21 protein-coding genes and 1 riboswitch are annotated in these 25,276 nt (G+C 73.1%); of the genes, 14 read left to right on the top strand and 7 right to left on the bottom strand.

Features of this window, described 5'->3' with window-relative positions:
* Nucleotides 1-21 precede the first annotated feature (21 nt).
* From OG309_RS28220 to OG309_RS28230, 3 genes are all read left to right on the top strand, one after another.
* Entirely contained in the window at nucleotides 22-1,389 is a 1,368-nt protein-coding gene (locus OG309_RS28220; RefSeq protein WP_329428583.1) for a M16 family metallopeptidase, read from the top strand.
* Between the two features lie 202 nt (nucleotides 1,390-1,591).
* Nucleotides 1,592-1,758: riboswitch (cyclic di-AMP (ydaO/yuaA leader) on the top strand.
* Between the two features lie 12 nt (nucleotides 1,759-1,770).
* Nucleotides 1,771-2,541, top strand: coding sequence for a M23 family metallopeptidase (locus tag OG309_RS28225; protein WP_329424951.1), 771 nt, complete (start codon nucleotides 1,771-1,773; stop codon nucleotides 2,539-2,541).
* 170 nt (nucleotides 2,542-2,711) lie between these two features.
* The gene (locus tag OG309_RS28230; RefSeq protein WP_329424953.1) at nucleotides 2,712-3,395 is read left to right on the top strand and encodes a GntR family transcriptional regulator; all 684 of its coding nucleotides are present in this window, start codon (nucleotides 2,712-2,714) and stop codon (nucleotides 3,393-3,395) included.
* A 224-nt stretch (nucleotides 3,396-3,619) separates the two neighbouring features.
* On the opposite strand, the gene OG309_RS28235 is transcribed toward OG309_RS28230, so the two are convergent.
* Complete coding sequence (locus tag OG309_RS28235) at nucleotides 3,620-3,901, bottom strand: HPr family phosphocarrier protein (RefSeq protein ID WP_046910823.1); 282 nt, start codon at nucleotides 3,899-3,901, stop codon at nucleotides 3,620-3,622.
* A 175-nt stretch (nucleotides 3,902-4,076) separates the two neighbouring features.
* On the opposite strand from OG309_RS28235, the gene OG309_RS28240 reads away from it, so the two are divergent.
* From OG309_RS28240 to OG309_RS28255, 4 genes are all read left to right on the top strand, one after another.
* Entirely contained in the window at nucleotides 4,077-6,977 is a 2,901-nt protein-coding gene (locus OG309_RS28240) for a bifunctional acetate--CoA ligase family protein/GNAT family N-acetyltransferase (RefSeq protein WP_329424955.1), read from the top strand.
* Nucleotides 6,978-7,044: 67 nt separating this feature from the next.
* Nucleotides 7,045-7,638 carry a DUF5998 family protein gene (locus tag OG309_RS28245; RefSeq protein WP_329424957.1) on the top strand — a complete coding sequence of 198 codons (594 nt, stop codon included), beginning with the start codon at nucleotides 7,045-7,047 and terminating at the stop codon, nucleotides 7,636-7,638.
* Nucleotides 7,638-8,843 (top strand): alkaline phosphatase family protein, encoded by a 1,206-nt coding sequence (locus OG309_RS28250; protein ID WP_329424959.1) that lies wholly within the window; start codon nucleotides 7,638-7,640, stop codon nucleotides 8,841-8,843. The genes OG309_RS28245 and OG309_RS28250 overlap by 1 nt, the downstream gene beginning before the upstream one ends.
* Nucleotides 8,844-8,936: 93 nt before the next feature.
* Nucleotides 8,937-9,584 carry a thymidine kinase gene (locus OG309_RS28255; RefSeq protein WP_329424961.1) on the top strand — a complete coding sequence of 216 codons (648 nt, stop codon included), beginning with the start codon at nucleotides 8,937-8,939 and terminating at the stop codon, nucleotides 9,582-9,584.
* Between the two features lie 46 nt (nucleotides 9,585-9,630).
* On the opposite strand, the gene OG309_RS28260 is transcribed toward OG309_RS28255, so the two are convergent.
* Nucleotides 9,631-10,623, bottom strand: coding sequence for a GlxA family transcriptional regulator (locus OG309_RS28260; RefSeq protein WP_329424964.1), 993 nt, complete (start codon nucleotides 10,621-10,623; stop codon nucleotides 9,631-9,633).
* Between the two features lie 279 nt (nucleotides 10,624-10,902).
* On the opposite strand from OG309_RS28260, the gene OG309_RS28265 reads away from it, so the two are divergent.
* From OG309_RS28265 to OG309_RS28275, 3 genes are read left to right on the top strand one after another with little or no spacing between them, the layout of a single operon-like run.
* A complete protein-coding gene (locus OG309_RS28265) occupies nucleotides 10,903-13,485 on the top strand; it encodes a YfhO family protein (protein ID WP_329424966.1) in 2,583 nt (860 codons plus the stop codon).
* Between the two features lie 48 nt (nucleotides 13,486-13,533).
* Nucleotides 13,534-14,499, top strand: a complete 966-nt coding sequence (locus OG309_RS28270; RefSeq protein ID WP_329424968.1) for a glycosyltransferase family 2 protein — start codon at nucleotides 13,534-13,536, stop codon at nucleotides 14,497-14,499.
* Nucleotides 14,500-14,501: 2 nt separating this feature from the next.
* Nucleotides 14,502-15,776 carry a polysialyltransferase family glycosyltransferase gene (locus OG309_RS28275; RefSeq protein ID WP_329424970.1) on the top strand — a complete coding sequence of 425 codons (1,275 nt, stop codon included), beginning with the start codon at nucleotides 14,502-14,504 and terminating at the stop codon, nucleotides 15,774-15,776.
* Between the two features lie 98 nt (nucleotides 15,777-15,874).
* Here OG309_RS28275 and OG309_RS28280 read toward each other — a convergent pair whose 3' ends face one another.
* The gene (locus OG309_RS28280; RefSeq protein WP_329424971.1) at nucleotides 15,875-16,651 is read right to left on the bottom strand and encodes a VOC family protein; all 777 of its coding nucleotides are present in this window, start codon (nucleotides 16,649-16,651) and stop codon (nucleotides 15,875-15,877) included.
* Nucleotides 16,652-16,862: 211 nt separating this feature from the next.
* On the opposite strand from OG309_RS28280, the gene OG309_RS28285 reads away from it, so the two are divergent.
* Nucleotides 16,863-17,690, top strand: coding sequence for a sulfurtransferase (locus tag OG309_RS28285; RefSeq protein WP_329424972.1), 828 nt, complete (start codon nucleotides 16,863-16,865; stop codon nucleotides 17,688-17,690).
* Nucleotides 17,691-17,763: 73 nt separating this feature from the next.
* Here the strand turns inward: OG309_RS28285 and sepH are convergent, their stop codons facing one another.
* A complete protein-coding gene (gene sepH, locus OG309_RS28290) occupies nucleotides 17,764-18,822 on the bottom strand; it encodes a septation protein SepH (protein ID WP_329424973.1) in 1,059 nt (352 codons plus the stop codon).
* A gap of 454 nt (nucleotides 18,823-19,276) precedes the next feature.
* Between sepH and OG309_RS28295 the strand changes: the two genes are divergently transcribed.
* Complete coding sequence (locus tag OG309_RS28295) at nucleotides 19,277-20,053, top strand: hypothetical protein (protein WP_329424976.1); 777 nt, start codon at nucleotides 19,277-19,279, stop codon at nucleotides 20,051-20,053.
* 3 nt (nucleotides 20,054-20,056) lie between these two features.
* Here OG309_RS28295 and OG309_RS28300 read toward each other — a convergent pair whose 3' ends face one another.
* Together OG309_RS28300 and OG309_RS28305 are read right to left on the bottom strand one after the other, a co-directional pair.
* The gene (locus tag OG309_RS28300) at nucleotides 20,057-21,397 is read right to left on the bottom strand and encodes a D-arabinono-1,4-lactone oxidase (RefSeq protein ID WP_329424977.1); all 1,341 of its coding nucleotides are present in this window, start codon (nucleotides 21,395-21,397) and stop codon (nucleotides 20,057-20,059) included.
* On the bottom strand, nucleotides 21,336-22,598 hold the full coding sequence (locus tag OG309_RS28305; RefSeq protein ID WP_329424979.1) for an MFS transporter: 1,263 nt from the start codon (nucleotides 22,596-22,598) through the stop codon (nucleotides 21,336-21,338). The genes OG309_RS28300 and OG309_RS28305 overlap by 62 nt, the downstream gene beginning before the upstream one ends.
* A gap of 160 nt (nucleotides 22,599-22,758) precedes the next feature.
* Between OG309_RS28305 and OG309_RS28310 the strand changes: the two genes are divergently transcribed.
* Together OG309_RS28310 and OG309_RS28315 are read left to right on the top strand one after the other, a co-directional pair.
* The gene (locus tag OG309_RS28310; RefSeq protein ID WP_329424980.1) at nucleotides 22,759-23,886 is read left to right on the top strand and encodes a ferrochelatase; all 1,128 of its coding nucleotides are present in this window, start codon (nucleotides 22,759-22,761) and stop codon (nucleotides 23,884-23,886) included.
* A gap of 26 nt (nucleotides 23,887-23,912) precedes the next feature.
* Nucleotides 23,913-24,713 (top strand): inositol monophosphatase family protein, encoded by an 801-nt coding sequence (locus tag OG309_RS28315; protein ID WP_329428585.1) that lies wholly within the window; start codon nucleotides 23,913-23,915, stop codon nucleotides 24,711-24,713.
* 76 nt (nucleotides 24,714-24,789) lie between these two features.
* On the opposite strand, the gene OG309_RS28320 is transcribed toward OG309_RS28315, so the two are convergent.
* Entirely contained in the window at nucleotides 24,790-24,963 is a 174-nt protein-coding gene (locus OG309_RS28320) for a hypothetical protein (protein ID WP_165961865.1), read from the bottom strand.
* Nucleotides 24,964-25,276 lie beyond the last annotated feature (313 nt).

Raw genomic sequence — 25,276 nt, forward strand, 5'->3', positions numbered from 1 at the left:
ACGGCCGCGTCTTTGACGAGCATGACCTTCCACCCGCAGCCCAAGCCGGGCGAGGCCACGCCCTGGGCCTTCCCCGCCCCGGAGCGCGGCGCCCTGGACAACGGGCTGACCGTGCTGCGCTGCCACCGTCCCGGTCAGCAGGTGGTGGCCGTCGAGATCTCCCTCGACGCCCCGCTGGACGCCGAGCCCGAGGGCCTGGACGGCGTGGCCACCATCATGGCCCGCGCCCTGTCCGAGGGCACCGACCAGCACACCGCCGAGGAGTTCGCCGCCGAGCTGGAGCGCTGCGGCGCCACCCTCGACGCCGCCGCCGACCACCCGGGCGTACGGGTCTCCCTGGAGGTCCCGGTCTCCCGGCTGCCCAAGGCGCTCGGCCTGCTCTCCGAGGCGCTGATCGCCCCCGCGTTCGACGAGTCCGAGGTCGAGCGGCTGGTGCGCAACCGGCTGGACGAGATCCCGCACGAGTCGGCCAACCCGGCCCGCCGCGCGGCCAAGCAGCTCTCCAAGGAGCTGTTCCCGGCCTCCGCGCGCGTCTCCCGGCCGCGCCAGGGCACCGAGGAGACCGTCGCCGCGATCGACGCCGCCGCCGTCCGCGCCTTCTTCGACGCGCACGTGCGGCCCGCCACGGCCACCGCCGTGGTCGTCGGCGACCTCACCGACGTCGATCTCGACAAGGTGCTCGCCGAGACGCTGGGCGCCTGGACGGGCACCGCGGCCGACCGGCGGCCCATGCCGCCGTTCTCGGCCGACGACACCGGCCGGGTCGTCATCGTGGACCGCCCCGGCGCCGTCCAGACGCAGCTGCTCATCGGCCGCGTCGGCTCCGACCGCCACGACCGCGTGTGGCCGGCTCAGGTGCTCGGCACGTACTGCCTCGGCGGCACGCTCACCTCCCGTCTGGACCGCGTCCTGCGCGAGGAGAAGGGCTACACGTACGGCGTGCGCTCCTTCGGGCAGGTGCTGCGCTCCGACGGCGAGGGCAACGGAGCGTCGCTGCTCGCCATCAGCGGCTCGGTCGACACCCCCAACACGGGCCCGGCTCTTGACGACCTGTGGAAGGTGCTCCGCACCCTCGCCGCCGACGGTCTGACGGACGCCGAGCGCGACGTGGCCGTGCAGAACCTGGTGGGCGTCGCGCCGCTCAAGTACGAGACGGCCGCCTCCGTCGCGGGCACGCTGGCCGACCAGGTCGAGCAGCACCTCGCGGACGACTACCAGGCGCAGTTGTACGCGCGGCTCGCCGAGACCGGCACGGTGGAGGCGACCGCGGCCGTGGTCAACGCCTTCCCGGTGGACCGGCTCGTCACCGTGCTCGTCGGTGACGCGGCGCAGATCGAGGAGCCGGTGCGGGCCCTCGGCATCGGTGAAGTGACGGTCGTGACCGGCTGATTGAGCCGCTGTCACACCGGTTCGGGGACCCCGACGACCTGGTTCGTCGGGGTCCTCCCATTTGTCCGTATTGATAAGAAGTGTGATCTTCTGCCCTGTGGCATGTCTTACAAAAGAGCGCGTCTGTTTGGCGATTGACAGAAGATCGGCCTAGCTTCGATCCGACTGTTCGTCCGCAGTACGACGCCGCATCCGTGGCAACGGACAGTCATCGCCGAGTCCCCGCAAGGCGCGAGCCTGGGGAGCCGGGGACCCATCGCAGTCCCTGGGGTGAATCGGACGCCTTCGCTCAGCGAGCGGAGGGGCCCGTAGGAGACCTTCCTGCTCCGAACCCGTCAGCTAACCCGGTAGGCGAGAGGGAAGGAAAGGATCAGCCACTACATGGCGTTCACCCGTGCCACCGGGAAGCATCGTGGACCGAGCCGTCTGGCGCGCCGCGGAGTGGGCATCGCCGGAGTGGCGACCCTCGCGACGACCGGCGTCATCGGCACCCTGGCCTCCCCGGCGCTCGCCGCCGACACGGAGCCCGTCTCCCCCGAGGACACCGGCCTCACCCAGGTGATCACCGCGGAGTCCCTCGCCGACCGGGTCGACGCCCAGGCCGCCGCCCAGGAGAAGGAAGCGGTCGAGACCGCCGCCCGGGCCAAGGCCGCCGCCGAGGCGAAGCGCAAGGCCGAGGCCCGCGCCAAGGAGCTCCGCGCCGCCAAGGAGCGCGCCGCCCGCGAGGCCGAGCGCAAGCGCCTGAGCGCCTTCCAGCTCCCCGTCTCCGGCTCGTACGTGAGCACCGGCTACAAGACCGGCGGATCGCTCTGGTCCTCCGGCCACCACTCCGGCATCGACTTCCACGCCTCCTACGGCTCCCGGGTCGTCTCCGTGGGCTCCGGCACCGTCGTCGAGGCCGGCTGGGGCGGCGCCTACGGCAACAACATCGTCATCAAGATGAACGACGGTACGTACACCCAGTACGGCCACCTCTCCTCGATCGGCGTCTCCGTCGGCCAGACGGTCACCCCCGGCGAGCAGATCGGCGTCTCCGGCTCCTCCGGCAACTCGACCGGCCCGCACCTCCACTTCGAGGCCCGCACGAGTGCCGAGTACGGCTCGGACATCAACCCGATCACCTACCTCCGTGCGCGCGGGGTCCACGTCTGACGTGTGAATTCTGTGAAGAAGCCCCGGCTCGAACGAGCCGGGGCTTCTTTTTCTTGCCCGAATTACCGGGTGGCATCGGAAATTCCGGCGTCCTGCAATAGAGTTCGCGAGAGTCGCAGGACGGGCGCCACTCGACGGGGTTTCGCGCGGATCAAATACGGAGGTCGGCCATGCGTGTTCCCGCGCACTCGGTATGCACGGCGATCCGGGACGACATCGTCTCCGGCGTCTTCGAGCGGGGCGCCCGGCTGACGGAGGAGCAACTCGCCCGCCGCTACGGGGTCTCCCGGGTCCCGGTCCGCGAGGCGCTGCGCACCCTGGAGTCCGAGGGCTTCGTGGTCACCCGCCGGCACGCCGGTGCCCATGTCGCCGAGCCCACCGAGCAGGAGGCGGCCGACCTGCTCGACGTCCGGACCCTGCTGGAGCCCCTGGGGGCCGCCCGCGCCGCCCAGCGCCGCACCGAGGCCCACCTCAAGGTGCTGCGCGGGCTGGTCCGGCTGGGCCAGGAGCGGGCCAAGCGCGGCCAGGGCGACGACCTGCGCTCGCTCGGCGCCTGGTTCCACGAGACGCTGGCCCAGGCCTCCGGCAGTCCGCCGCTCACCACGCTCCTCACCCAGCTGCGGCACAAGATCGCCTGGATGTACGCGGTCGAGCCCGCCGAGCACCCCGTGGAGGTCTGGGCCGAGCACGGGGCCATAGTCGACGCCGTCGCGCGCGGGGACGCCGAACGGGCCCGCGCCCTGACCGCCCTGCACGTGGAGCGTTCCCTGCCGCTGCACCGGCCGCGGCGAACGGAGCGGGCACGTGTGAGGGTTTCGCAACACGTCGTAAACACCGCGGGTCCACGGAATTAACGCGGGCGCCGTATACAAGAGGAAGACAATGCGGGCGGCTGATCGATTCACGCCGCCTATTCGCACTGCCCGATTCGCGCCGCCCTATTCGCGCGCCCGAACCGCGTGCGCGCGAATTCCGGCTGCTTGATTCCGGTCGATGGGTCGTATCGCAGAAAAGGCCGCATCCGCCGGAATTCCGGCAGGTGCGGCCCTTCGCGATCCGTCGTCGGGGAGGAGACGGGTCAGACGGTCTCGGGGAGCTCCTCGAGACCCTCGGCGACCAGCTTCGCGAGGCGGTCGAGCGCGGCCTCGGCGCCGTCGGCGTCCGAAGCGAGCACGATCTCCTCGCCGCCCTGGGCACCCAGGCCGAGGACCGCGAGCATGGACGCGGCGTTGACCGGGTTGCCGTCGGCCTTGGCGATCGTCACGGGGACGCCGGCGGCCGTGGCGGCACGGACGAAGATGGAGGCGGGACGGGCGTGCAGGCCCTCGGCCCAGCCGACGTTGACGCGGCGCTCAGCCATGGTGGTTGCCCTTCAACTTTCAGCGGTTGTCTAGACCAGTCTCTCACGGGCGGCGACGTGCTCGTACCGACCTTCGGCCCCTTTGGGGGCGGCCGTCAGGCCCTCCCTACCTTGCCCGGCGGCCACCCGCCGCGCGACCGGTGCCGCTGTCGGACCCCGGCCGTACTCTTGCCCCATGCAGAGCGCGTCGGAACAGTCCGAACAGCCGGAACACGCGTATCCCGACCACTGGGAAGCGGACGTGGTCCTCCGTGACGGCGGCACCGCGCGCATCCGGCCCATCACCGCGGACGACGCCGAGCGGCTGGTCAGCTTCTACGAGCAGGTCTCGGACGAGTCGAAGTACTACCGCTTCTTCGCCCCCTACCCCCGGCTGTCCGCCAAGGACGTGCACCGCTTCACCCACCACGACTTCGTCGACCGGGTGGGGCTCGCCGCCACGGTGGGCGGGGACTTCATCGCCACCGTGCGCTACGACCGCATCAACGCCCTCGGGCGCCCCGCCTCCGCCCCGGCCGACGAGGCCGAGGTCGCCTTCCTGGTCCAGGACGCCCACCAGGGGCGCGGGGTCGCGTCCGCGCTCCTCGAACACATCGCGGCGGTCGCGCGGGAGCGGGGCATCCGGCGGTTCGTCGCCGAGGTGCTGCCCGCGAACACCAAGATGATCAAGGTGTTCACGGACGCCGGCTACACCCAGAAGCGCAGCTTCGAGGACGGCTCCGTCCGCCTCCACCTCGACCTGGAGCCCACCGACCGCTCCCTCGCCGTCCAGCGCGCCCGCGAACAGCGCGCCGAGGCCCGCTCCGTGCAGCGGCTCCTCGCACCCGGCTCCGTCGCCGTGATCGGCGTGAGTCGCGCCCCCGGCGGGGTCGGCAGGGCCGTGCTCCGCAACCTCCTCGACGCCGGCTACACCGGGCGGGTCCACGCCGTGAACAGCGCCCTGGGGGAAGGGCGGCACGAGCTGGAGGGCGTTCCCGCCTTCCGGAGCGTCGCCGACATCGGCGAGGACGTCGACCTCGCCGTCGTCGCCGTCCCCGCCGAGCGGGTCCCCGAAGCCGTCGCCGACTGCGGCGAACACGGGGTGCGGGGCCTCGTCGTGCTCTCGGCCGGATACGCGGAGAGCGGGACCCGGGGACGCGAGCGCCAGCGCGCACTGGTGCGCCAGGCCCGCTCGTACGGCATGCGGATCATCGGCCCCAACGCCTTCGGGATCATCAATACGGCCGAGTCCGTACGGCTGAACGCCTCGCTGGCCCCCCAGATGCCGGCCGCCGGCCGCATCGGCCTCTTCACCCAGTCCGGCGCCATCGGCATCGCCCTCCTCGCCGGACTGCACCGGCGCGGCGCCGGACTCTCCAACTTCCTCTCCGCGGGCAACCGGGCGGACGTCTCCGGCAACGACCTCCTCCAGCACTGGTACGACGACCCGGCGACCGACGTCGTCCTCCTCTACCTGGAGTCGATCGGCAACCCGCGGAAGTTCACCCGGCTCGCCCGCCGCACCGCCGCGGTCAAGCCGGTCGTGGTCGTCAAGGGCGCCCGGCACAGCGGCAGCGCCCCGCCCGGCCACCGCGTCCCCGTCACCCGCATCCCGCACGCCACCGTCTCCGAGCTGCTGCGGCAGGCCGGCGTCATCCGGGTCGACACCGTCACCGAGCTGGTCGACGCGGGCCTCCTCCTCGCGGACCAGCCCCTGCCCGCCGGCCCCCGCGTCGCCATCCTCGGCAACTCCGAGTCCCTCGGGCTGCTCACCTACGACGCCTGCCTCACCGAGGGGCTGCGCCCGCTGCGCCCCCTCGACCTGACGACCGGCGCCACTCCCGCCGACTTCCGCACCGCGCTCGCCGCCGCCCTCGCGGACGACGCCTGCGACGCGGTGGTCGTCACCGCGATCCCCTGGGTCGGGGAGAACGGGGCGACCGAGTCCGGCGACGGCGAGGTCCTCGCCGCCGCCCTCCGCTCCGCCGTCGCCGGCGCCCCGGGCGCGGCCAAGCCGGTCGTCGTCGTCCACGTCGAGATGGGCGCCCTGGCCGAGGCCCTGGCGGAGGCGACCCGCACCCGCCCGCCCGGCCGGACCGCACCGCCCTCCGGGTCGCCCGAGGCGGAGCACCCGTCGCCGCCCGGGGCCCCGGCCTCCGCACCGCCGGAACCGGCCGCCCCGGAGGCGCGGACCGAGCAGGGCGAGCCGCCCGCCGCCCGCGCCATCCCCTCCTACCCCGCCGCCGAACGGGCCGTGCGGGCGCTCGCGGAGTCCGTGCGGTACGCGCAGTGGCGTCGGCAGACCGCCGCCGACCCCGGACGGGTGCCCGAGTTCGACACCATCGACGAGACCGGGGCCGCCCGCCTCATCGGACGGGTGCTCGGCGAGGGGGGCGCCGACCCGCGCGGGGTGACCCTCGGCGTCGAGGAGACGGGGGAGCTGCTCGGGCGGTACGGGATCGGCGTCCTGCCCACCCTGCCCGCGCCCACCCCCGACGAGGCCGTCCTCGCCGCCGCCCGGCTCGGCTTCCCCGTCGCCCTCAAGACCACGGCGCCGCACCTGCGCCACCGCCCCGACCTCGGCGGCGTACGGCTCGACCTGGCGACCGAGGAACAGCTCCGCACCGCGTACGCCGAGATCACCGAGACCCTCGGCAAGCCCGAGGAGCTCCAGCCGGTCGTCCAGGCCATGGTCCCGCGCGGTGTCGACACCGTCGTGCGCGCCGCGATCGACCCCGCCGTCGGCGCCGTCCTCTCCTTCGGTCTCGCCGGAGCCGCCTCCGAACTGCTCGGTGACATGTCCCACCGGCTGGTCCCCGCCACCGACCGGGACGCCGCCGACCTCGTCCGCTCGATCCGCACCGCCCCGCTCCTCTTCGGCTGGCGCGGCTCCGCCCCCGTCGACACCCCCGCCCTCGAAGAGCTGCTGCTGCGGGTCTCCCGGCTGGTCGACGACCACCCCGAGGTCGTCGCCATCTCCCTCGAACCCGTCGTCGTCGCCACCCGCGGCGTCTCCGTCCTCGGCGCCACCGTCCGCCTCGCCCCGCCCCCGCCCCGTACCGACCTCGGCCCGCGGCGCCTCCCGAGCTACCAGTGACATGAGTGAGCCGACGAGCCCCGCGGGAGGGCGGGAAGGGGGCCCGCAGCCCCGTAGGATGGAGTCCATGGCAAAGACCGGTACGACGACCCAGGGGCTGCGCGCGGCGATCGAGCGCAGCGGCTACTACCCGGCCCTCGTGGCCGAGGCGGTGGAGTCCGCCGTCGGCGGCGAGGCGGTCTCGTCGTACGTGGTCCACCAGGAGACCACCTTCGACGCGAACGAGGTCCGCCGCCACGTCACCGTCCTCGTCCTGACGGCCAACCGCTTCATCGTCAGCCACACCGACGAGCAGGCCGCCGACACCAGCTCCCCGACGCCGTACGCCACGACGTCCACCGAGTCGGTCAAGCTGGACCGGATCTCCTCGATCGTCGTCAGCCGCGTCGTCGCCAACCCGGAGTCGTACACCCCGGGGACCCTGCCCCGCGAGGTCGTCCTGACCATCGGCTGGGGCGCCGTCTCCCGCATCGACCTGGAGCCCGCCGCCTGCGGCGACCCCAACTGCGACGCCGACCACGGCTACACCGGCAACTCCACCGCCGACGACCTCAGCCTGCGCGTCAGCGACGCCGGTGACGGCCCGGACACCGTCCGCCAGACGCTCGCCTTCGCCCAGGCGCTCTCCGAAGCCACCGCGGACACCGCGGTCAGCCGCTGATGGTCCAGCCCACCGCCGTCGCCCAGGGGTGGCCGGACGAACCCGTCCCGCTCGACCCCGCCACCGCGCCGCTCCCCGAGTACGGCAGCGGCTCCCTCGCCGACCTGCTGCCCACGCTGGTCTCCGGACAGGGCGTGCCCGGCTGCGAGCCGCGGATCGCCGAGCTCGCCCCGGCCGACCGCAACTGCGTCTTCCTCATCGACGGACTCGGCTGGGAGCAGATCAAGGCCCACCCGGACGAGGCCCCGTACCTCACCTCGCTGCTCGGCAGCTCGCGCGGCGGCACCGGCCGCCCGCTCACCGCGGGGTTCCCGGCCACCACGGCGACCTCGCTCGCCTCGGTCGGCACCGGCCGCGCCCCCGGCGAGCACGGGCTCCCCGGCTACACCGTGCGCAACCCGCAGACCGGCGAGCTGATGAACCAGCTCCGCTGGAAGCCCTGGACCCCACCGCGCGTCTGGCAGCCGTACCCCACGGTCTTCCAGCTCGCCCACGAGGCCGGGATCCACACCGCGCAGGTCTCCTCGCCGATATTCCAGGACACCCCGCTCACCAAGATCGCGCTGAGCGGCGGAACGTTTCACGGCAGGCTCTCCGGCGAGGAGCGGATGGACTTCGCCGCCGAGCAGCTGGCCGCCGGCGACCGCTCCCTCGTCTACACGTACTACAGCGAGCTCGACGGCGCCGGACACCGCTTCGGCATCGACTCCGACGCCTGGCGCGGCCAGCTGATGTTCGTCGACCGACTCGTCCAGCGCCTCGCCGAGCAGCTGCCGCCGCGCTCCGCGCTCTACGTCACGGCGGACCACGGCATGGTCGACATCCCCTTCGACGAGGACCACCGGATCGACTTCGACGAGGACTGGGAGCTGCGCGCCGGCGTCGCCCTCCTCGGCGGCGAGGGCCGCGCCCGGCACGTCTACGCGGTCCCCGGGGCCGAGTCCGACGTCCTCACCTGCTGGAGCGAGGTCCTCGGCGACCGGTTCTGGGTGGCGGGCCGGGACGAGGCGATCGCGCTCGGCTGGTTCGGAGACCAGGTCGACGCGCGGGTCCGCGGGCGCATCGGCGACGTCGTCGCCGCGGCCCAGGACGACCTCGCCATCACGGCCTCCGTCAACGAGCCGAACGAGTCTGCCATGGTGGGCATGCACGGTTCGATGACCGCGGCCGAGCAACTCGTGCCGCTGCTGGAAGTACGCTCCTGAGGCCTCGGCCACGCGCCTTCCGCCCCCTCGTCCCGTCCCCGCCCGCACCGTCCCCCCGGCCGCGACCCTGACCCGAAAGGTCCCCGACCTCCCATGCCCGAGCTGGTGTTCTTCTCCGGAACGATGGACTGCGGAAAGAGCACCCTCGCTCTTCAGATCGAGCACAACAGGTCCGCCCGCGGACTCCAGGGCATGATCTTCACCCGGGACGACCGGGCCGGCGAGGGCAAGTTGTCCTCCCGGCTCGGCCTGGTCACCGACGCCGTCGAGGCGGCGGAGGGCTTCGACTTCTACGCGTACCTCGTCGCCCATCTGTCCAAGGGCGGGCGGTGCGACTACGTCATCGCCGACGAGGCCCAGTTCCTCGCGCCCGAGCAGATCGACCAGCTCGCCCGGGTCGTCGACGACCTCGAACTCGACGTCTTCGCCTTCGGCATCACCACCGATTTCCGGTCCAAGCTCTTCCCGGGCTCGCAGCGGCTCGTCGAGCTGGCCGACCGGGTGGAGGTCCTCCAGGTCGAGGCCCTCTGCTGGTGCGGCGCCCGCGCCACCCACAACGCGCGCACCGTCGGCGGCGAGATGGTCGTCGAGGGCGCCCAGGTCGTGGTCGGCGACGTCAACGCGGGGGACGAGGTCGGCTACGAGGTGCTGTGCCGCCGGCACCACCGGCGCCGCATGACGGCCTCCTCGGCCCGTGCCGCCGCACTCTCCCCGGACGTCCTGCCGGTCCCGCAGGGCTGAACCACCGGACGTCCTGCCGGTCCCACTGGGCTGAGCACCGGGCGGCTCAGTCGGGGACGGCCCGGAAACGGCGCCGGTACTCCATGGGCGTCGTGTCGAGGCGCCGGCGGAACGCCCGGATCAGGGTGTCCGTCGTCCCGAACCCGCAGAGGGTCGTGATCCGTTCCAGGGTGGCGTCGGTGGACTCCAGCTGATGGCGCGCCCGCTCCACCCGCGCCGACTCGACGTACGCGCTCGGGGTCATGCCCAGCTCGGCCTTGAAGATCCGGGTGAGCTGGCGCTCGCTGATGTGGGCGTTCTCGGCGAGGTCGGCGAGGGTGAGCGGCTCGCCGAGGTGGCGCGTGATGTGGTGGCGCAGGTCCTCGATCCGGCGGGTGGTGGAGACGGGTTCGAGGGGGACGCTGAACTGGCTCTGGCCGCTGGGCCGCTTCAGGTACATCACCAGTTGACGGGCGACGCGCAGCGCCGTGGTCTCGCCGAAGTCGTCGGCGACGAGGGCGAGCGCCAGGTCGAGGCAGGAGCTGATCCCCGCGCCCGTCCACACGTCGCCGTCGCGGATGAAGATCGGGTCGGCGTCGACCTCGACCGCCGGGTGGTCGTCGGCCAGCTGCCGGGCGGTCGACCAGTGGGTGGTGGCGCGCCTGCCGTCCAGGAGGCCGGCGGCGGCGAGGATGTGCGCCCCGACGCAGACGGAGGTCACCCGCCGGGTCCGCGCCGCCAGCTGCCGCACCCGCTCCACCACGCCCGGGTCGACGAGGGCGCGGACCCGGCGCAGGTCGTCGACCTCGACCGCACCGGGCACCAGGAGGGTGTCGATGGGGCGCGCGGCCACCTCCTCGAACGTGACGTCCGGGAGGACCCGCACCCCGGCAGAGGTGGTGACGGGGTCCATCGTCTCGGCGGCGAGGAGCACCCGATAGCCCGTCGCGTCGTCCGTCTCGCGCCGCAGCAGGGCGAACACCTCCGGCGGCCCCGTGACGTCGAGCAGGTCGACGCCCTCGAAGAGAACGATGACGATCAGCCGTCCGACGGCGCTCATGGGGGAATCCGTCCTGTGCGTGAGCCGAGGTGATGTCCGGATCTGCATGTTAGGGCACATCACCGACATGGGGAGGGCGGGCGGACCGGCGGGTGCGGGGAAGGTCCGCGGCGGACGGCCGGGGGCACCCGCTGTTCACCTGAGGTGCGCCCGGGGACCTCCTCCCGCTCGGTCGGGGGTCGTGCGGCTCGGCGGTAATGCGTCTCTACGACGATCTGCCCTACGGCGATCTGCCCTACGAGGATCAGCCCGCCCGGCCGAACCGCCTCTGGAGGACGTGTGCCACCCGCTGCCGAGACCGAGTCCTCCCCGTCCCGGCCGAGGCTCCGGGCGGCGGCCGGTGCCGGTCTCCTCACCGGCCTGCTCTTCTGTCTCGCCGGAGCGCTCGCGGGCAGCTATCCCTTCGGATCCAGGACCCGCAACATCGTCGACCTGGGCCAGCAGTATCTGCCGTTCCACGCGTACTGGCGGAAGCTGCTCCTCGGTCAGACCGAGGGCGACCTGTTCCTCAACTGGTCATCGGGTTTTGGATCCAATTTCCTCGGTGACTTCGGCACCTACCTGAGCAGCCCCTTCGACCTGCTCGTCCTCCTCTTCCCGGCCGACCGGCCCGAACTCGCCCTGTACGTCGTCACCGCGGCCAAGATCGCCGCCGCGGCGGCGGGCATGGCGGCCCTGCTGCTCACCCTGCGTCGTGGCCCCTGGCCGGTGGCGACGGTGCTCGGCACCGCCTACGCGCTCTCCGGCTGGACCTTCAACTACGGTGCCACCGTGCCGATGTGGCTGGACGGGCTCGTGGCCTTCCCGCTGCTGTGTCTGGTGGGGGAGTGGGCCCGCCGCGGACGCCGGCCGGTGCTCGGGCCGCTGGTCGTGGCCGTCGCCTGGTTCGCCAACTTCTACACCGCGTACATGGCGACCGTCGGCGCCGCGGTCGTCCTCGCCGTGCGCCTCCTGACGGCCGACGACACCGGTCCCGGCTCCCGGCCCCGGCCGTCAGGCGCCCTCGCCCGTCGCCCGCGCCTCGCCGCCCTGCTGAGGGCCGCCCGCAGCGTCCTCATCGGCATCGGGCTCGCCGCCCCGCTCGTCGTCGTCATCTTCCTCGCCACCAGGGTCGCCGACCCCACCCCGCCCACCGCCTTCGCCCCCGCGGCCTGGACGGACGTCCTGGCCCGGTTGCTGCCGGCCACGGCGAGCGTGGCCAGCCCGGCGCTGTTCATCGGCACCCCCGCGCTGGCGCTCGCCCTCACCCTGCCCTTCAACGGCGCGGTCGCCGTCCGCGTACGGACCGGCTGGACGGCCGCGATCGTCCTGGTCACGCTGTCCCTCCAGTGGGAGCCGACCCATCTGCTCTGGCACGCCGGAGCCTCGCCCAACGGCATCCCGTACCGCCAGACCTTCGTCCTCTGCGGCCTGCTGCTGATAGGCGCCTGGCTGTCGACGGCCCAGGGGCTGCCCCGGCCCGGGGCCCTCCTCGGCGGCGGCGCGCTGCTCGCGGGGGCCGCCTGGGCCGCCCGCGGCAGCCTCGACATCGACCGCTGGACCTACCCCGCCGCCGCCGGAGCGGCCGTGCTGGCGGTGCTCGCCGCCACGGCGGCCCTGTTCGCCGGTCGCCGGACCGGGAGGGCCCTCCCGGTCCTCGCCGTCCTGCTGCTGCTCGCCGGCCAGGCGGGCGAGACCCTGGTCACCGGCAAGCGCATCGAGGAGCAGCAGCTCGCCAAGGTGTCCTGGGCGCCGCGGGTCGGCCCCTGGCACACCGACATGAGCCGTGCCGTGGCCGAGAAGGACGCCTGGCCGCGCCACCGCACCGACCCCGGCGAGGTCCCCGGCGGCAACGACGTCCTCCTCGTCGGCGGCGAGGGCGCCGACTACTACAGCAGCCTCACCGCCGACACGTACTCCCGCACCCTCGCCGGCCTCGGCTTCGGCTACTACGCCAAGGGCCGGCACCCCGTCAGCCTCGACAACCCCGTCACGGACGCGATCTTCTCCATCGGCACCCGGATGCGCTCGACCCCCGAGGCGCCCCTCGCCGTCGACCGGCTCCCCAGGGCCGCGATCTCCGTCACCGACACCCCGGTGCCGCCGCTCGTCACCGTCCACCCGGAGGCACCCCCGAAGGGGAAGGGCGCCGACTCCGCGTTCGCGCGCCAGGAGCGCCTTCTCGGCCACACCGTGTACGACGTCCCGGACACCAGGCGCGACGGCACCACGCTCACCGCGCGCTGCCCCGCGGGCTCCCAGGTGTGGTTCTGGGGCCCGGAATTCCAGGGCGCCGCCGCCCTGGACGGCCACCCTCCGGTCGATTTCGCCGGCAAGCTGCCGTCCGTCCTCGCCCCCATGCGGCCGCTCGGCACCGTTCCGGGCACCGGAGAGGTCCGCGTGGACCTGACGCCCAAGGCCAAGGCCGGGCCCCGGCTCGAGCTGCCCGCCCACCCCGTCGGCTGCCTCGTCCAGGAACGCCTCACCACCGCCGTACGCGGGCTCACCGCCACCGGCGCGACCGACGTCCGCACCACCGGCCACACCCTCACCGCCGACCTGCCCGCCGGCAGCACCGGCACCGCCGTCCTCGCCGTGCCCCGCGTCTCCGGCTGGCGCTGCGCCGCCGGCGACGCGCCCCTGACGCCAGCCCGCAGCCGCCTCGGCCTCGTCGCCGTCCCCCTCGACGGCCGGGCCACCTCCGTGACCTGCTCCTTCCGGCCGCCCGGGCTCAAGCTGGGCGGCGCGGTCGGCGCGGCGGCCCTCGCCGCCCTCCTGGCCACCGCCTGGCTCCACCGGCGCCGCGTCCGCGAACCGGCAGGACGGCAAGAGTTCACCACCCGTGCACACGAGGCTCGTCCAGCCGAGAAAAGCGCTGTCTAGTCTGCCCGCCAGTACCTGTACGCGAGTACGCGAGTTGGGGATCTCCGAGTGCCGAAACTGTCCGTCGTCGTGCCCTTCCACAATGTCGGGCCCTATGCCCCCGACACCCTGCGCAGTCTCGCGGACAATGCGGATGCGGACACCGAGTTCCTGCTGGTCGACGACCATTCCACGGACGAGACGCCCGACCTCCTCGACCGCTGGAAGGACCGCATTCCACAGGCCAGGGTCATTCGCCACGAGACGAACCTCGGCGTCGCGCAGGCCCGCAACACCGGAATCGACGCGGCCACCGGCGACTACCTCACCTTCCTCGACGGCGACGACTGGTACGCCCCCGGCCACCTGGCCGCCATGACGGCCGGGATCCACCGCCTGGGCTGCGACTTCGCCCGCACCGACCACGTCCTGTCGACCGCGCGCAACCGCCAGATCCGCTACGCCCCGGCCAAGGTGCGCGACGCCGTCATGGACCCCCGGGACGGCATCGCGCCCGCCAGCATGGTGACGATGGTCGACTACCCGTTCGTCCCGTTCGGCATCTACAGCGCCCGTCTGTTCGAAAACGGTGCCTCGCGGTTCGAGACGAAACTGCGGACGGCCGAGGACCGCCTCTGGATCTGGCGGCTGCACCTCACCGCCCGCACCTATGCCGCGCTTTCCCTGCACGGCGTCTTCTACCGGCGCGGAGTCACCACCTCACTCACCCAGATCACCGACAACCGGCAACTGGACTTCATTCCCTCCTACGACCTCCTCCTCGAAGAGGTCTCCCGCGACCGCGACGCGGACCGTTTCCTTCCGAAGGCCGTCCGCACGTACTGCGCGATGATCGCCTTCCACATGGCGAAGTCCGACCAGTACGAGTCGGCCGTGGCCAAGCGGCTCCGGCGCGACGTGACCGACGCCCTGCGCCGGATGCCGCAGCAGGTCCTCGACGAGACCCTCGCGACCATGGACACGACCCGCAGCACCCTCCTGAGGAGCCTGCGCGACACCGGAAAGGCCGCCTGACCATGCCGATCACCGATCGGATCCAGATCTTCCAGGTGTCGACGCTGTACGGGGCCGCCACGGTGTCCGCCGCGATCGACGCCGGGCAGTTCGGCTCCCCGGGCGACGCCCGCCGCCTCCTCCTCGTGTCGAACAACGCCGAGATCCCCGAGACCGCCCTCCGGCTCGACGCCATGACCGGCTACGAGCCGATCGCCGCCCGCTTCGACGAGGTCGTCGACTGGAACGAGGCGATCCACCCGCACCACCCCAGCTCCTGGTCACCCCGCCCCGAGGAGTCCCCCCTCTGGCAGCGCGTGTTCCGCACCGCCTGGGGCCTCGGCACCGCCACCGTCGAGCTCGTCGTGGAGTCGATCCAGGTCAACCCCGCCAAGGCGCTCGCCGCCGTCTTCGCCGAGAGCACCGTGCAGGTCTACGCGGACGGGCTCATGAGCTACGGCCCGACCCGCGACGAGCTGCCCCAGTCCATCGCCTGCCGCATCCGCCGCGTCCTCCATCTCGACCTGGTGCCCGGACTGCGCCCCCTGCTCCTCACGGAGTACGGGGTCGGGGCCGAGCTCGTCCCCGACGAGGCCTTCCGCGCGGTGCTCCGGGAGATCGCCGAGGCCGCCGCGGACGACGCCCGGCTCGCCGCCGCTGCCGCCGCCGAGCCCACCGCCCTGCTGCTCGGCCAGTACCTCGCCGTCCTCGGCATCCTCACCGCCGACGAGGAGGAGGACCTGCACGGGCGCATGCTGCGCGGCGCCGCGGCCGCCGGGCACCGCAGCGTGGTCTTCAAGCCCCACCCGACGGCCCCGGCGCGCTACTCCCGGGCGCTGCACGAGGAGGCCGCCCGCGCGGGCGTCACCCTCACCGTCCTGGACGGGCCCCTGCTCGCCGAGACCTTCTACGAGCGCTGCCGGCCCGAGCTCGTCGTCGGCTGCTTCTCCACCGCGATGCTGACCGCCGCCGTCTACTACGGCGTCCCCGTCGCCCGGGTCGGCACGGAGACCGTCCTCGCCCGGCTGACCCCGTACGAGAACAGCAACCGCGTCCCCCTGACCATCGTCGACCACCTCGTGCCCGACCTGGAGGGCGCCGCCGAACCCCACGTCCCGGGCGCCGCTCCCGACACCCTCGCCCCCCTGGTCCGCGCCGTCGGCTACTGCATGCGCCCTTCCGCGCACCCGGGGCTGCGCGCCGAGGCGGTCCGGTACGTGGAGGAGCGGGGAGAGGAGCTCCACTTCCCGGCGGAGCGGCTGGTGGAGCTGGAGCTGAGGGTTCCGGTCGGGCGGTAGGGCCCGCGGAGGCGGATGCCGGATCGTGGATCGGGGATGCCGGATCGGGGGGATGCCGGATCGGGGATGCCGGATCCGGGATCCGGCCGCCCCGGCCCTCAGCGCCCGCCCGTCGACCGCACCAACGTGAACACCGCCCCCTCCGGGTCCGCCACCAGCGCCAGCCGTCCCGCCGTGCCCTCGCGCGGCGGGCGCAGGACCTGGCCGCCGAGTTCGGTGACGAGCCGGGCGGAGTCGTCCACGTCGTCGACCTCGAAGTACGTCATCCAGTGCGCGCCCCGGTCCCGGGGCAGGGCGGAGCCCACACCGTGCAGGGAGGCGACGGGGCGACCGTCCAGGTGGAGGGTGAGGTAGTCGAAGTCGGCCGAGACGACGGGCTCGACCTCGTACCCGAAGATCGTCTGGTAGAACTTGCCGACCGAGCCCGTCTCGTACGTCAGGAGCTCGTTCCAGACGGGCGTCCCGGGCGGGCCCGCCGTCGCGGTCCCGTGGTGGGCCTCGGCCTGCCAGACGCCGAAGACGGCGCCGGCCGGGTCGGAGCAGAGCACCAGCCGCCCGGCCTCGCCCGCGTCCAGCGGACCCACCGCGACGGTGCCGCCGCAGCAGCGGATGCTCTCCGCGGTCTCGTCGGCGTCGTCGGTGGCCAGGTACGTGGTCCAGGCGATCGGGAGATGCCGGTCCGGGGGCAGCTGGCCGATCCCGGCCACCTCCCGGCCGTCGAGCAGTGCGCGCACGTAGGGCCCGAGCTGCTGCGGGCCGGGTACGAACTCCCAGCCGAACAGTGCGCCGTAGAACTCCTGCGTCGCGTCAAGTCCATGCACCATCAAGCTCACCCAACAGGGTGTACCGGGTGTGCGCCGAGTCGCCTCGGTCATCGTCTTCGTCTCCTCGCCAGTGGCCGTACGAGGTGGGGCCGGCAGGCCGCACAGTGGCTCCCCGGCGGGTCCTGCCCGCCGTCCGCCCGTCGTACACGCGGACCGGCCGGGCGTCCCGTGCCGATCGTTGCACCACGGGACGTGCCGCGCGCCTCGGCGGATTCGGTGCGAGGGACGTTCTCAGGGGGTGGGCTGCGCGAGGATGGCACCCATGAAGCCCATCATCTCCGCAAGCGAACTCGTGAGCGAGTCGGCCGGGGCGACGCCCCCGGTCCTCCTGGACGTCCGCTGGACCCTCGGCGGCCCGCCCGGACGCCCCGAGTACGAGGCCGGCCACCTCCCCGGCGCCGTGTACGTGGACCTGGACGCCGAGCTCGCGGGCCCGCCCGGAAGCGGCGGCCGGCACCCGCTGCCGGACGTCGCCGCCTTCGGTGCCGTGATGCGCCGCGCGGGTGTCTCGGCGGACCGGCCGGTCGTCGTCTACGACGGCGGCCTGGGGTGGGGCGCGGCCCGTGCCTGGTGGCTGCTGCGCTGGGCTGGCCACCCGGACGTCCGGGTCCTGGACGGCGGCCTGGCCGCCTGGACGGGGGAGCTGTCGAAGGACGTCCCGGTACCCGGGGAGGGTGACTTCACGCCCGCGCCGGGTGCCCTCGGCCTGCTCGACGCGGACGCCGCCGCCTCGCTGGCCCGCTCCGGCCTGCTCCTGGACGCCCGCGCGGCGGAGCGCTACCGGGGCGACGTCGAGCCCATCGACCGGGTCGGCGGGCACATCCCGGGCGCGGTCTCGGCCCCGACGACGGAGAACGTCGCCGCCGACGGGCGTTTCCTGCCCGCGGACGCGCTGGCGGACCGGTTCGCCGCCCTGGGCGCCGCCGACGCCCCCGAGGTCGCCGTGTACTGCGGCTCGGGCGTTTCCGGCGCCCACCAGGTGCTCGCGCTGGAGATCGCGGGTATCCCCGCCGCGCTCTACGCCGGCTCCTGGTCCGAGTGGTCCTCCGACCCGGCCAGGCCGGTGGCCACGGGCCCGGACCCGCAGTAGCCGACGCCGCACGGCATGACGAAGGGGCCCGCGCCATCGTGGTGGCGCGGGCCCCTTCTCCGTACGGGAGGCGTCAGTCCTGCTTCTTCCGGCGTGTGCCGAAGACGATCTCGTCCCAGCTCGGGACCGCCGCGCGGCGGCCCGGGCGGACGCCGTCCGCCTCGGCCTGCCGGTCGGTGGTGCCGGTGAGACGGTCGCGGTGTCCCGACACCGCGCGGGGCATCAGGACGTCGGCGTAGGCAGCGCCCGCGCCCGCGGAGGCCGCCGGAGCCGGGGGCTCCTCGGCCTCGACCTCGTCGGACGGCTCCGTGGTGTCCGAAGGCTCGGGGACGATCATGTCGCCACGGAAGCTGGGAACCGCCTCCAGGAGGCTCGTCAGCGAATCGCGCTCCTCCTCCGGCTCGGGCGCGGGCACGGGCGCCCGCTCCAGCTGCCGGTCGAGCGCGCGGTCCAGCGGCCTGTCCCGGGGCAGCCGGGCGATCCGGGGGACGAAGGGGAAACTGGGCTCCGGCGCGGCGGCGAGGGTGTCGTCGGTCTCGCCGATCAGCGCCCGCGCCTCGTCGTCGACGGCCTGGACGAGCCGCCTGGGCGGGTCGTACGTCCAGCTCGCCGTGTGCACCTCTCCGGCGACCCGGTAGACGAGCAGCACCTCCCAGGTGCCGTCGTCGCGGCGCCAGGAGTCCCACTGCACGGTGTCCTTGTCGGCGCCGCGCAGCAGCAGTCGCTCCTGCACGGCTTCGCCGAGCTGGGGGCCGGTGTTCTCGCCGGGACGGCGCACGGGTGTCTTGCGGGCCCGCTCGGCCATGAACGCGCGTTCGGCGAGCACCGGGCCCTCGAAGCGCCGGACCCGGTCGACGGGGATGCCGGCGAGCTGCGCGACCTCCTCCGCGGACGCACCCGCACGTATCCGTGCCTGGATGTCGCGGGGGCGGAGGTGGCTCTCCACCTCGATCTCGATCTGACCGAGGCGCGCGCGGTCGTTGCGCACGGCGGCACGCAGCCGCTCGTCGATCGGAAGTGTGTACTCCGTGCTGTCAGCAGCCTTCAGCACCAGTCGTGTGCCGTCGTTCGAGACGGCCACGACACGCAGTTCGGGCATGGGAACCTCCCGGGTGGTGCCTGCCGACGTCACGTGCGTCGCTGCTTCCGCTAGTCGAGTGTGGCCTGCCCGGGTGCAGCCTGCCACAACCCTGCCGAGTTGCCCGGCGTGTCGGGCCTGGACCCTGGAACGCCGTTATGGCACGGTTACCCTTTTGCGACGTAGAGTGACCAAACGTCACGCTGTGTCGCGGGTGTCCGTGCGGTGCTGTGGCGCCGTCGGTGCGAGTGCCACCTTCGGCCCCCTTCCGTCGATTCCGGACGCCCATGGGGGAATCCGGACCCAGGGTTCGCCACAGTACTCCATTCGGGCCACCTGGGTGGACCGGCGCGCCGCCCAACTTCTCGGGGGGTACGGGAGTTGAGTCTCCGCGATCTTCCGGTATGCGTGTCCCTCTTCACAGAAGCGTCAGAAACGGAACTAATCACTTCGTTCATTTGTCCCTTCTGGGTGCATGGTGGAACGAATGAACAAGCAGGGGTTGGACATGCTGCACAGGCCGAATCCCGGCGCGGAGGCCGCGGAAGAGAAGAAACGATTCGACCTGAGCGTGCCTCAGGTCGCCGGCAGCGCCGTCGCGGCGGTGGTCGCCGCCAAACTGGCGTCCACGCTGGGCGTCTACGGAACGATCCTCGGCGCCGGTGTGATCAGTGTCATCGCCACCTGCGGCGGTCCGCTCCTCCAGCACCTCTTCAAGCGCACCGGCGAGCAGATGCACGCCGCCACGACCGCGCCCCGGCCGAAGGGGCCCCAGACGCCCGGGCGATACGGCGAGGAGCCGTACGGAGTGCCGTACAGCGAGGAGTTCGGCGCGCCCACCACGCACGGCACCCGGGTCCGTGGCTGGAAGCGCTCAGCCGTCGGCGCCGCCGCGGTCTTCCTCCTCGCGATGGGCGGCATCACCGCGTACGAACTGACCTCCGGTCAGGACCTCAGCGGCACCAAGGGCACCACGACCTTCGGCTCGGCGGTCCGCGGCGACGGCGGCTCCCGGAACGAGGAGCGGTCCGAGCCGGGCGTCACCCCGTCCTCGACGCCGGGCGGCGACGGGCGCCAGGAGCGGAAGGACGGCGGGACCCCCACCCCGGGTGACACCCCGTCGGCTCCGGCCACCCCCGACACCACGCCCACCCCCACGCCGACACCCTCGAAGTCGACCGGGCTCACCGACGGAGGCACGACCCCGCCCCCGACGACGCCGCCGACCACCGCGCCGCCGGCCCCGCCGACCGCCGGGGACCCGGCGGACGGCGCGGCCGAGTGACGGTCAGTCGCCCAGGACCCGGCGCAGGTAGTCGTTGGCGAACCGCCGCTCGGGGTCGAGCCGGTCGCGCAGCGCCGTGAACTCGGCGAACCGTGGATAGGCCTTCTCGAAGTAGGCGGCGTCCCGGGTGTGCACCTTGCCCCAGTGCGGGCGGCCGCCGTGCGCGGTCATGATGCGCTCCACCGCGGTGAAGTACGCGCGGTGGGGCGTCCCCCTGTAGAGGTGCACGGCGATGTACGCCGACTCCCGGCCCGAGGCGGTCGAGAGCGCGATGTCGTCGGCGGGTGCCGTCCGCACCTCCACCGGGAAGCTCACCTTCAGCGGCGAGCGCTCCACCATCGCCTTCAGCTCGCGCAGCGCCGCCACGGCCGCCTCGCGCGGCAGGGCGTACTCCATCTCCAGGAAGCGCACCCGGCGCGGCGAGGTGAACACCTTGTAGGGGATGTCGGTGTACGTACGGGCCGACAGCGCCCGGCTGGAGACCTTCGCGATCGACGGGACGAGCGGCGGCATGGCGCGGCCGACCGCGCAGGCGACCTGGAAGATCCCGTTGGAGAGCAGCTCGTCCTCGATCCAGCCGCTCACCTTCCCGGGCGGGGCCGCGGGACCCGCGCTGCGGTTGTTGCGCTTGGTGTTGCAGTTGTCCGTGTGGGGGAACCAGTAGAACTCGAAGTGCTCGTTCTCCGCGTGGAGCGCGTCGAACTCCGAGGTCACCTGGTCGAAGGACATCGGCTCCTCCCGCGCGGTGAGCAGGAAGACCGGCTCCACGGCGAAGGTGAGGGCGGTGACCACACCCAGGGCGCCGAGGCCGATCCTGGCGGCGGCGAACACCTCGGGGTTCTCCGTGGGGGAGCAGGTCATCAGGTGCCCGTCGGCGGTGACCAGTTCGAGCGCGCGGATCTGCGCGGCGATCGAGGCCGAGTCGCGCCCGGTGCCGTGGGTGCCCGTGGAGGTGGCCCCGGCGACGGTCTGCTCCATGATGTCGCCCATGTTGGTGAGCGACAGGCCCTCCCGGGCCAGCGCCACGTTGAGCCGCTTCAGCGGGGTGCCGGACTCCACGGTGACGGTCATCGCCTCGCGGTCGATCCGGCGGATCCCGGTGAGCAGATGGGGCCGGACGAGCACGCCGTCCGTCGCCGCGATCGAGGTGAAGGAGTGGCCGGTGCCGACCGTCTTCACCCGCAGCCCGTCCTCGGCCGCCTTGCGCACGGTGTCGGCGAGCTCCTCGGCGGAGGCCGGGCTCACCTCCCGTACGGGACGGGAGGTGACGTTCCCCGCCCAGTTACGCCATGTTCCGCTCGCCGTCCCGCTGTTCCCCCACCGCTGGTTCGTGCTCTCGCCCACTCTGCCCCTCCCGCGTCGGCACCGGCCTGCGCAGCCGGCGGTGGCCCAGGAGCGCCACCGCGACCGCGAGCGCACCCGAGGCGACGGGCACCACGTACCCCGCCTCCGCCCCGGAGGCGTCGACCACCCAGCCGGCGGCCGAGGAGCCGAGCGCCACGCCGATCGCGAGGCCGGTCCCGGTCCAGGTCATGCCCTCGGTCAGCTGGGTGCGCGGTACGTGCGCTTCGACGAGGGCCATGGTGGTCACCATCGTCGGCGCGATGGAAAGGCCCGCGACAAAGAGCGCCACGGCCAGCAACGGCAGGTTCCCGGCCAGTAGGAGGGGGATCATACTCACGGCCATCGCGCAGACGCCCACGAGCCAGCGCAGGGACGGCTCGCCCTTGACGTGGAGCAGTCCGAAGACGGCACCGGCGACGCAGGAGCCCAGCGCGTAGACGGCCAGGACCAGGCTCGCGGCGGCCTTGTGGCCCTGCTCGTCGGCGAAGGCGACCGTGACGACGTCGACCGAGCCGAAGATCGCTCCGGTGGCGACGAAGGCGAGCGTCAGGACCTGCAGTCCGGGCGAGCGCAGGGCGGAGCCGCCGCTCTGGTCGGTGCGGGGGTGCGGGGCGGGCTCGGTCGCACGCTGGGCGGTGAGCCAGAAGACGCCGATGGCGAGGAAGACGCCGGCGAGCAGCGGACCGGCCTCCGGGAACCAGATCGTCGACAGACCGATCGAGATGATCGGACCGAAGATGAAGCACACCTCGTCGACGATCGACTCCCAGGAGTACGCCGTGTGCAGTCGCTGGGCCTCGCCGTGGTAGATGTTCGCCCACCGGGCCCGGGTCATCGCGCCGAGGCTGGGCACGCAGCCGATGAAGGCGGTGAAGACGAACAGGGTCCAGTCCGGGGCCTTCTGCTGGACGCAGAGCAGCAGCCCGGCGCCGGCGACGAGCGAGATCAGGGTGGCCGGGCGCAGCACCCGGCGCTGGCCGTAGCGGTCGACCAGGCGCGAGATCTGCGGGCCGAGCACGGCGGCCGAGGCCGCGAGGGTCGCGGACAGCGCGCCGGCGAGCCCGTACCGGCCGGTGACCTGCGAAATCATGGTGACGATGCCGATGCCCATCATGGACAGCGGCATCCGGCCCAGGAAGCCGGCGACGGAGAACAAGGTGCTGCCGGGGGCCGCGAAGATCGCGCGATAGGGACTGGGCAAGAGGATCTCCGGGCTTCCGTGCGGGGCGGCGACTCCACACGTGTCGGCTCAACACGTGTAATTAATAGCTAAAGCCTACGGTGTTGAACTGGTCTGGTCACCCACTTTTTCGGTCGGGGCGAGCCTTCGCCTGTCCGAGGCGGGTGGGAGGATCGGTGCCATGTCCGACGAGCTCGATCCCGCCCCGTACGACGCCCTGCTGCTGCTCTCCTTCGGTGGCCCGGAGGGCCCGGACGACGTGGTCCCGTTCCTGGAGAACGTGACCCGCGGCCGCGGCATCCCCAAGGAACGGCTGAAGGAAGTGGGGCAGCACTACTTCCTCTTCGGTGGCGTCAGCCCCATCAACAAGCAGAACCGCGCCCTGCTCGACGCCCTGCGCGAGGACTTCGGCCAGGCCGGCCTCGACCTGCCGGTCTACTGGGGCAACCGGAACTGGGCGCCGTACCTCACCGACACCCTGCGCGAGATGATCACCGACGGCCGGCGCCACATCGCCGTCCTCGCCACCAGCGCGTACGCCTCGTACTCCGGCTGCCGCCAGTACCGCGAGAACCTGGCCGACTCCCTCGCCGAGCTGGAGGCGGAGGGCCTCCCGCTACCCCGGGTGGACAAGCTGCGGCACTACTTCAACCACCCCGGCTTCGTCCGCCCCATGGTCGAGGGCGTGCTCGCCTCGCTCGACGAGCTCGACCCGTCCGTGCGGGCCGGCGCGCACCTCGCCTTCACCACCCACTCCATCCCCGACTCCGCCGCCGACAGCTCGGGCCCCGTCACCGACCACGGCGACGGCGGCGCCTACGTGAAGCAGCACCTGGACGTGGCCCGGCTGGTCGTCGACGCCGTCCGCGAAGAGACCGGCGTCGAGCACCCCTGGCAACTCGTGTACCAGTCGCGCAGCGGCGCCCCGCACATCCCCTGGCTGGAACCGGACATCTGCGAGCACCTGGAGACGCTGCACGGGGCCGGGGCGCCCGCGGCCGTCATGGTGCCCATCGGCTTCGTCTCCGACCACATGGAGGTCCTCTACGACCTCGACACGGAGGCCACCGCCAAGGCCGCCGAGCTGGGCCTCCCGGTCCGGCGCTCGGCGACCGTCGGCGCCGACCCGCGGTTCGCGGCGGCCGTGCGCGAGCTCGTCCTGGAGCGCGCGGCGGCAGAGCGCGGTCAGCGCGCCGAGCGCTGCGCCCTGGGCGCGCTCGGCCCGTCGCACGACCTCTGCCCGATCGGCTGCTGCCCCGCGCGCGCTGAGCGCCCCGCGGCGGCCGGCGCCGACAGCCCGTACGCCTGAGGAGCCTTCCCGTGACCGATTCCCCCGTGACCGACCCGCTGCTGCGGGAGCTGCTCGACCTGGCCCTGGAGGCCGGACGCCGAGCCGGCGCGCTGCTGCGCGACGGGCGGCCCGACGACCTGGCCGTGGCGAAGACCAAGACCAGCCCCATCGACGTCGTCACCGAGATGGACATCGCCGCCGAGAAGCTGATCACCGGCTTCCTCTCCGAGCACCGCCCCCACGACGGCTTCCTCGGCGAGGAAGGCGCCGCCAGCCCCGGCACCAGCGGGATCCGCTGGGTGATCGACCCGCTGGACGGCACCGTGAACTATCTCTACGGCCTGCCGACCTGGGCCGTCTCCATCGCCGCCGAGCGCGACGGGGAGAGCGTCGTCGGCGTCGTCGAGGTCCCGCTGCGCGGCGAGACCTTCCACGCCGTCCTCGGCGGCGGCGCCTGGCTGGGCGACCGGCGCCTCGCCGTCCGCCCCTCCCCGGAGCTCGACCAGGCCCTCGTGGGCACCGGCTTCGCGTACGTCCAGAGCCGCCGCGCCCACCAGGCGGACGTCGCCCAGGGCCTCATCCCGCGCGTCCGCGACATCCGCCGCGGCGGCTCCGCGGCGATCGACCTCTGCGACGTCGCCGCGGGCCGCCTCGACGCGTACTACGAGCGCGGCCTCAACCCCTGGGACCTGGCCGCGGGCGACCTCATCGCCCGCGAGGCGGGCGCGCTGACGGGCGGCCGTCCGGGGGAGCGGGCGTCGGGCGAGCTGGTGCTGGCGGCCTCCGAGGGCGTCTTCGGGCCGTTGCAGGAGTACCTGGAGGAAGCCGGGGCCTGGCACGACTGAGCGGCCCCGCGCGGACAGCGGACATGGGTGGGCCCCCGAAGCCGACGGCTTCGGGGGCCCACCCATGTCCGGGGGGTCAGGCGCAGGCCGCGCCGACCTCCACACCGTGTTCGGCGGCCAGGCGGTGCAGGTCGTCCAGCTCGGCCTGCTCGACGTCCGCGAGGAAGTCGTCGCCCGTCTCACGAGCGCGCGTGAGGTCGGACTGAGCGGCCTTGATGCGGTGCAGCAGGCCTGCGGTGAAAGCGTCCATCGTGCGCCCCCTCGTCGTGGGTCGGTGGCACGGGGAGTGCCGGGGGTGGGCGGATCACACACTGCTACCTCTGGGGGACAGAGAGCGGTAGGTGGCGTGCCACCTACAGGGCGTGATCTCGGGGTGTGCAGTCGTCCTCCCCAGACCGTTCCTCAGAGAAACCTCAACTGGCGCGCGAATCAGGTGAATTCTTCCCGACAGAGCACGAGCCGACTCCGCCGTGGAGGCGCCGGACCGCCGCCTTACGGCCGGTTTACGCGCGTTAGGGGCAGGATGGACACGCACAGTCAGTGCGCAGACCCGCCCTGTCCGC

Source organism: Streptomyces sp. NBC_01268, assembly GCF_036240795.1.
GTDB lineage: Bacteria > Actinomycetota > Actinomycetes > Streptomycetales > Streptomycetaceae > Streptomyces.

Excerpts from the sequence above, each read along its gene's own strand:
- OG309_RS28220 (WP_329428583.1), top strand. The coding sequence starts at position 22 with ATGACCTTCCACCCGCAGCCCAAGCCGGGCGAGGCCACGCCCTGGGCC.
- OG309_RS28225 (WP_329424951.1), top strand. The coding sequence starts at position 1,771 with ATGGCGTTCACCCGTGCCACCGGGAAGCATCGTGGACCGAGCCGTCTG.
- OG309_RS28230 (WP_329424953.1), top strand. The coding sequence starts at position 2,712 with ATGCGTGTTCCCGCGCACTCGGTATGCACGGCGATCCGGGACGACATC.
- OG309_RS28235 (WP_046910823.1), bottom strand. The coding sequence starts at position 3,901 with ATGGCTGAGCGCCGCGTCAACGTCGGCTGGGCCGAGGGCCTGCACGCC.
- OG309_RS28240 (WP_329424955.1), top strand. The coding sequence starts at position 4,077 with ATGCAGAGCGCGTCGGAACAGTCCGAACAGCCGGAACACGCGTATCCC.
- OG309_RS28245 (WP_329424957.1), top strand. The coding sequence starts at position 7,045 with ATGGCAAAGACCGGTACGACGACCCAGGGGCTGCGCGCGGCGATCGAG.
- OG309_RS28250 (WP_329424959.1), top strand. The coding sequence starts at position 7,638 with ATGGTCCAGCCCACCGCCGTCGCCCAGGGGTGGCCGGACGAACCCGTC.
- OG309_RS28255 (WP_329424961.1), top strand. The coding sequence starts at position 8,937 with ATGCCCGAGCTGGTGTTCTTCTCCGGAACGATGGACTGCGGAAAGAGC.
- OG309_RS28260 (WP_329424964.1), bottom strand. The coding sequence starts at position 10,623 with ATGAGCGCCGTCGGACGGCTGATCGTCATCGTTCTCTTCGAGGGCGTC.
- OG309_RS28275 (WP_329424970.1), top strand. The coding sequence starts at position 14,502 with ATGCCGATCACCGATCGGATCCAGATCTTCCAGGTGTCGACGCTGTAC.
- OG309_RS28280 (WP_329424971.1), bottom strand. The coding sequence starts at position 16,651 with ATGACCGAGGCGACTCGGCGCACACCCGGTACACCCTGTTGGGTGAGC.
- OG309_RS28285 (WP_329424972.1), top strand. The coding sequence starts at position 16,863 with ATGAAGCCCATCATCTCCGCAAGCGAACTCGTGAGCGAGTCGGCCGGG.
- OG309_RS28295 (WP_329424976.1), top strand. The coding sequence starts at position 19,277 with ATGCTGCACAGGCCGAATCCCGGCGCGGAGGCCGCGGAAGAGAAGAAA.
- OG309_RS28310 (WP_329424980.1), top strand. The coding sequence starts at position 22,759 with ATGTCCGACGAGCTCGATCCCGCCCCGTACGACGCCCTGCTGCTGCTC.
- OG309_RS28320 (WP_165961865.1), bottom strand. The coding sequence starts at position 24,963 with ATGGACGCTTTCACCGCAGGCCTGCTGCACCGCATCAAGGCCGCTCAG.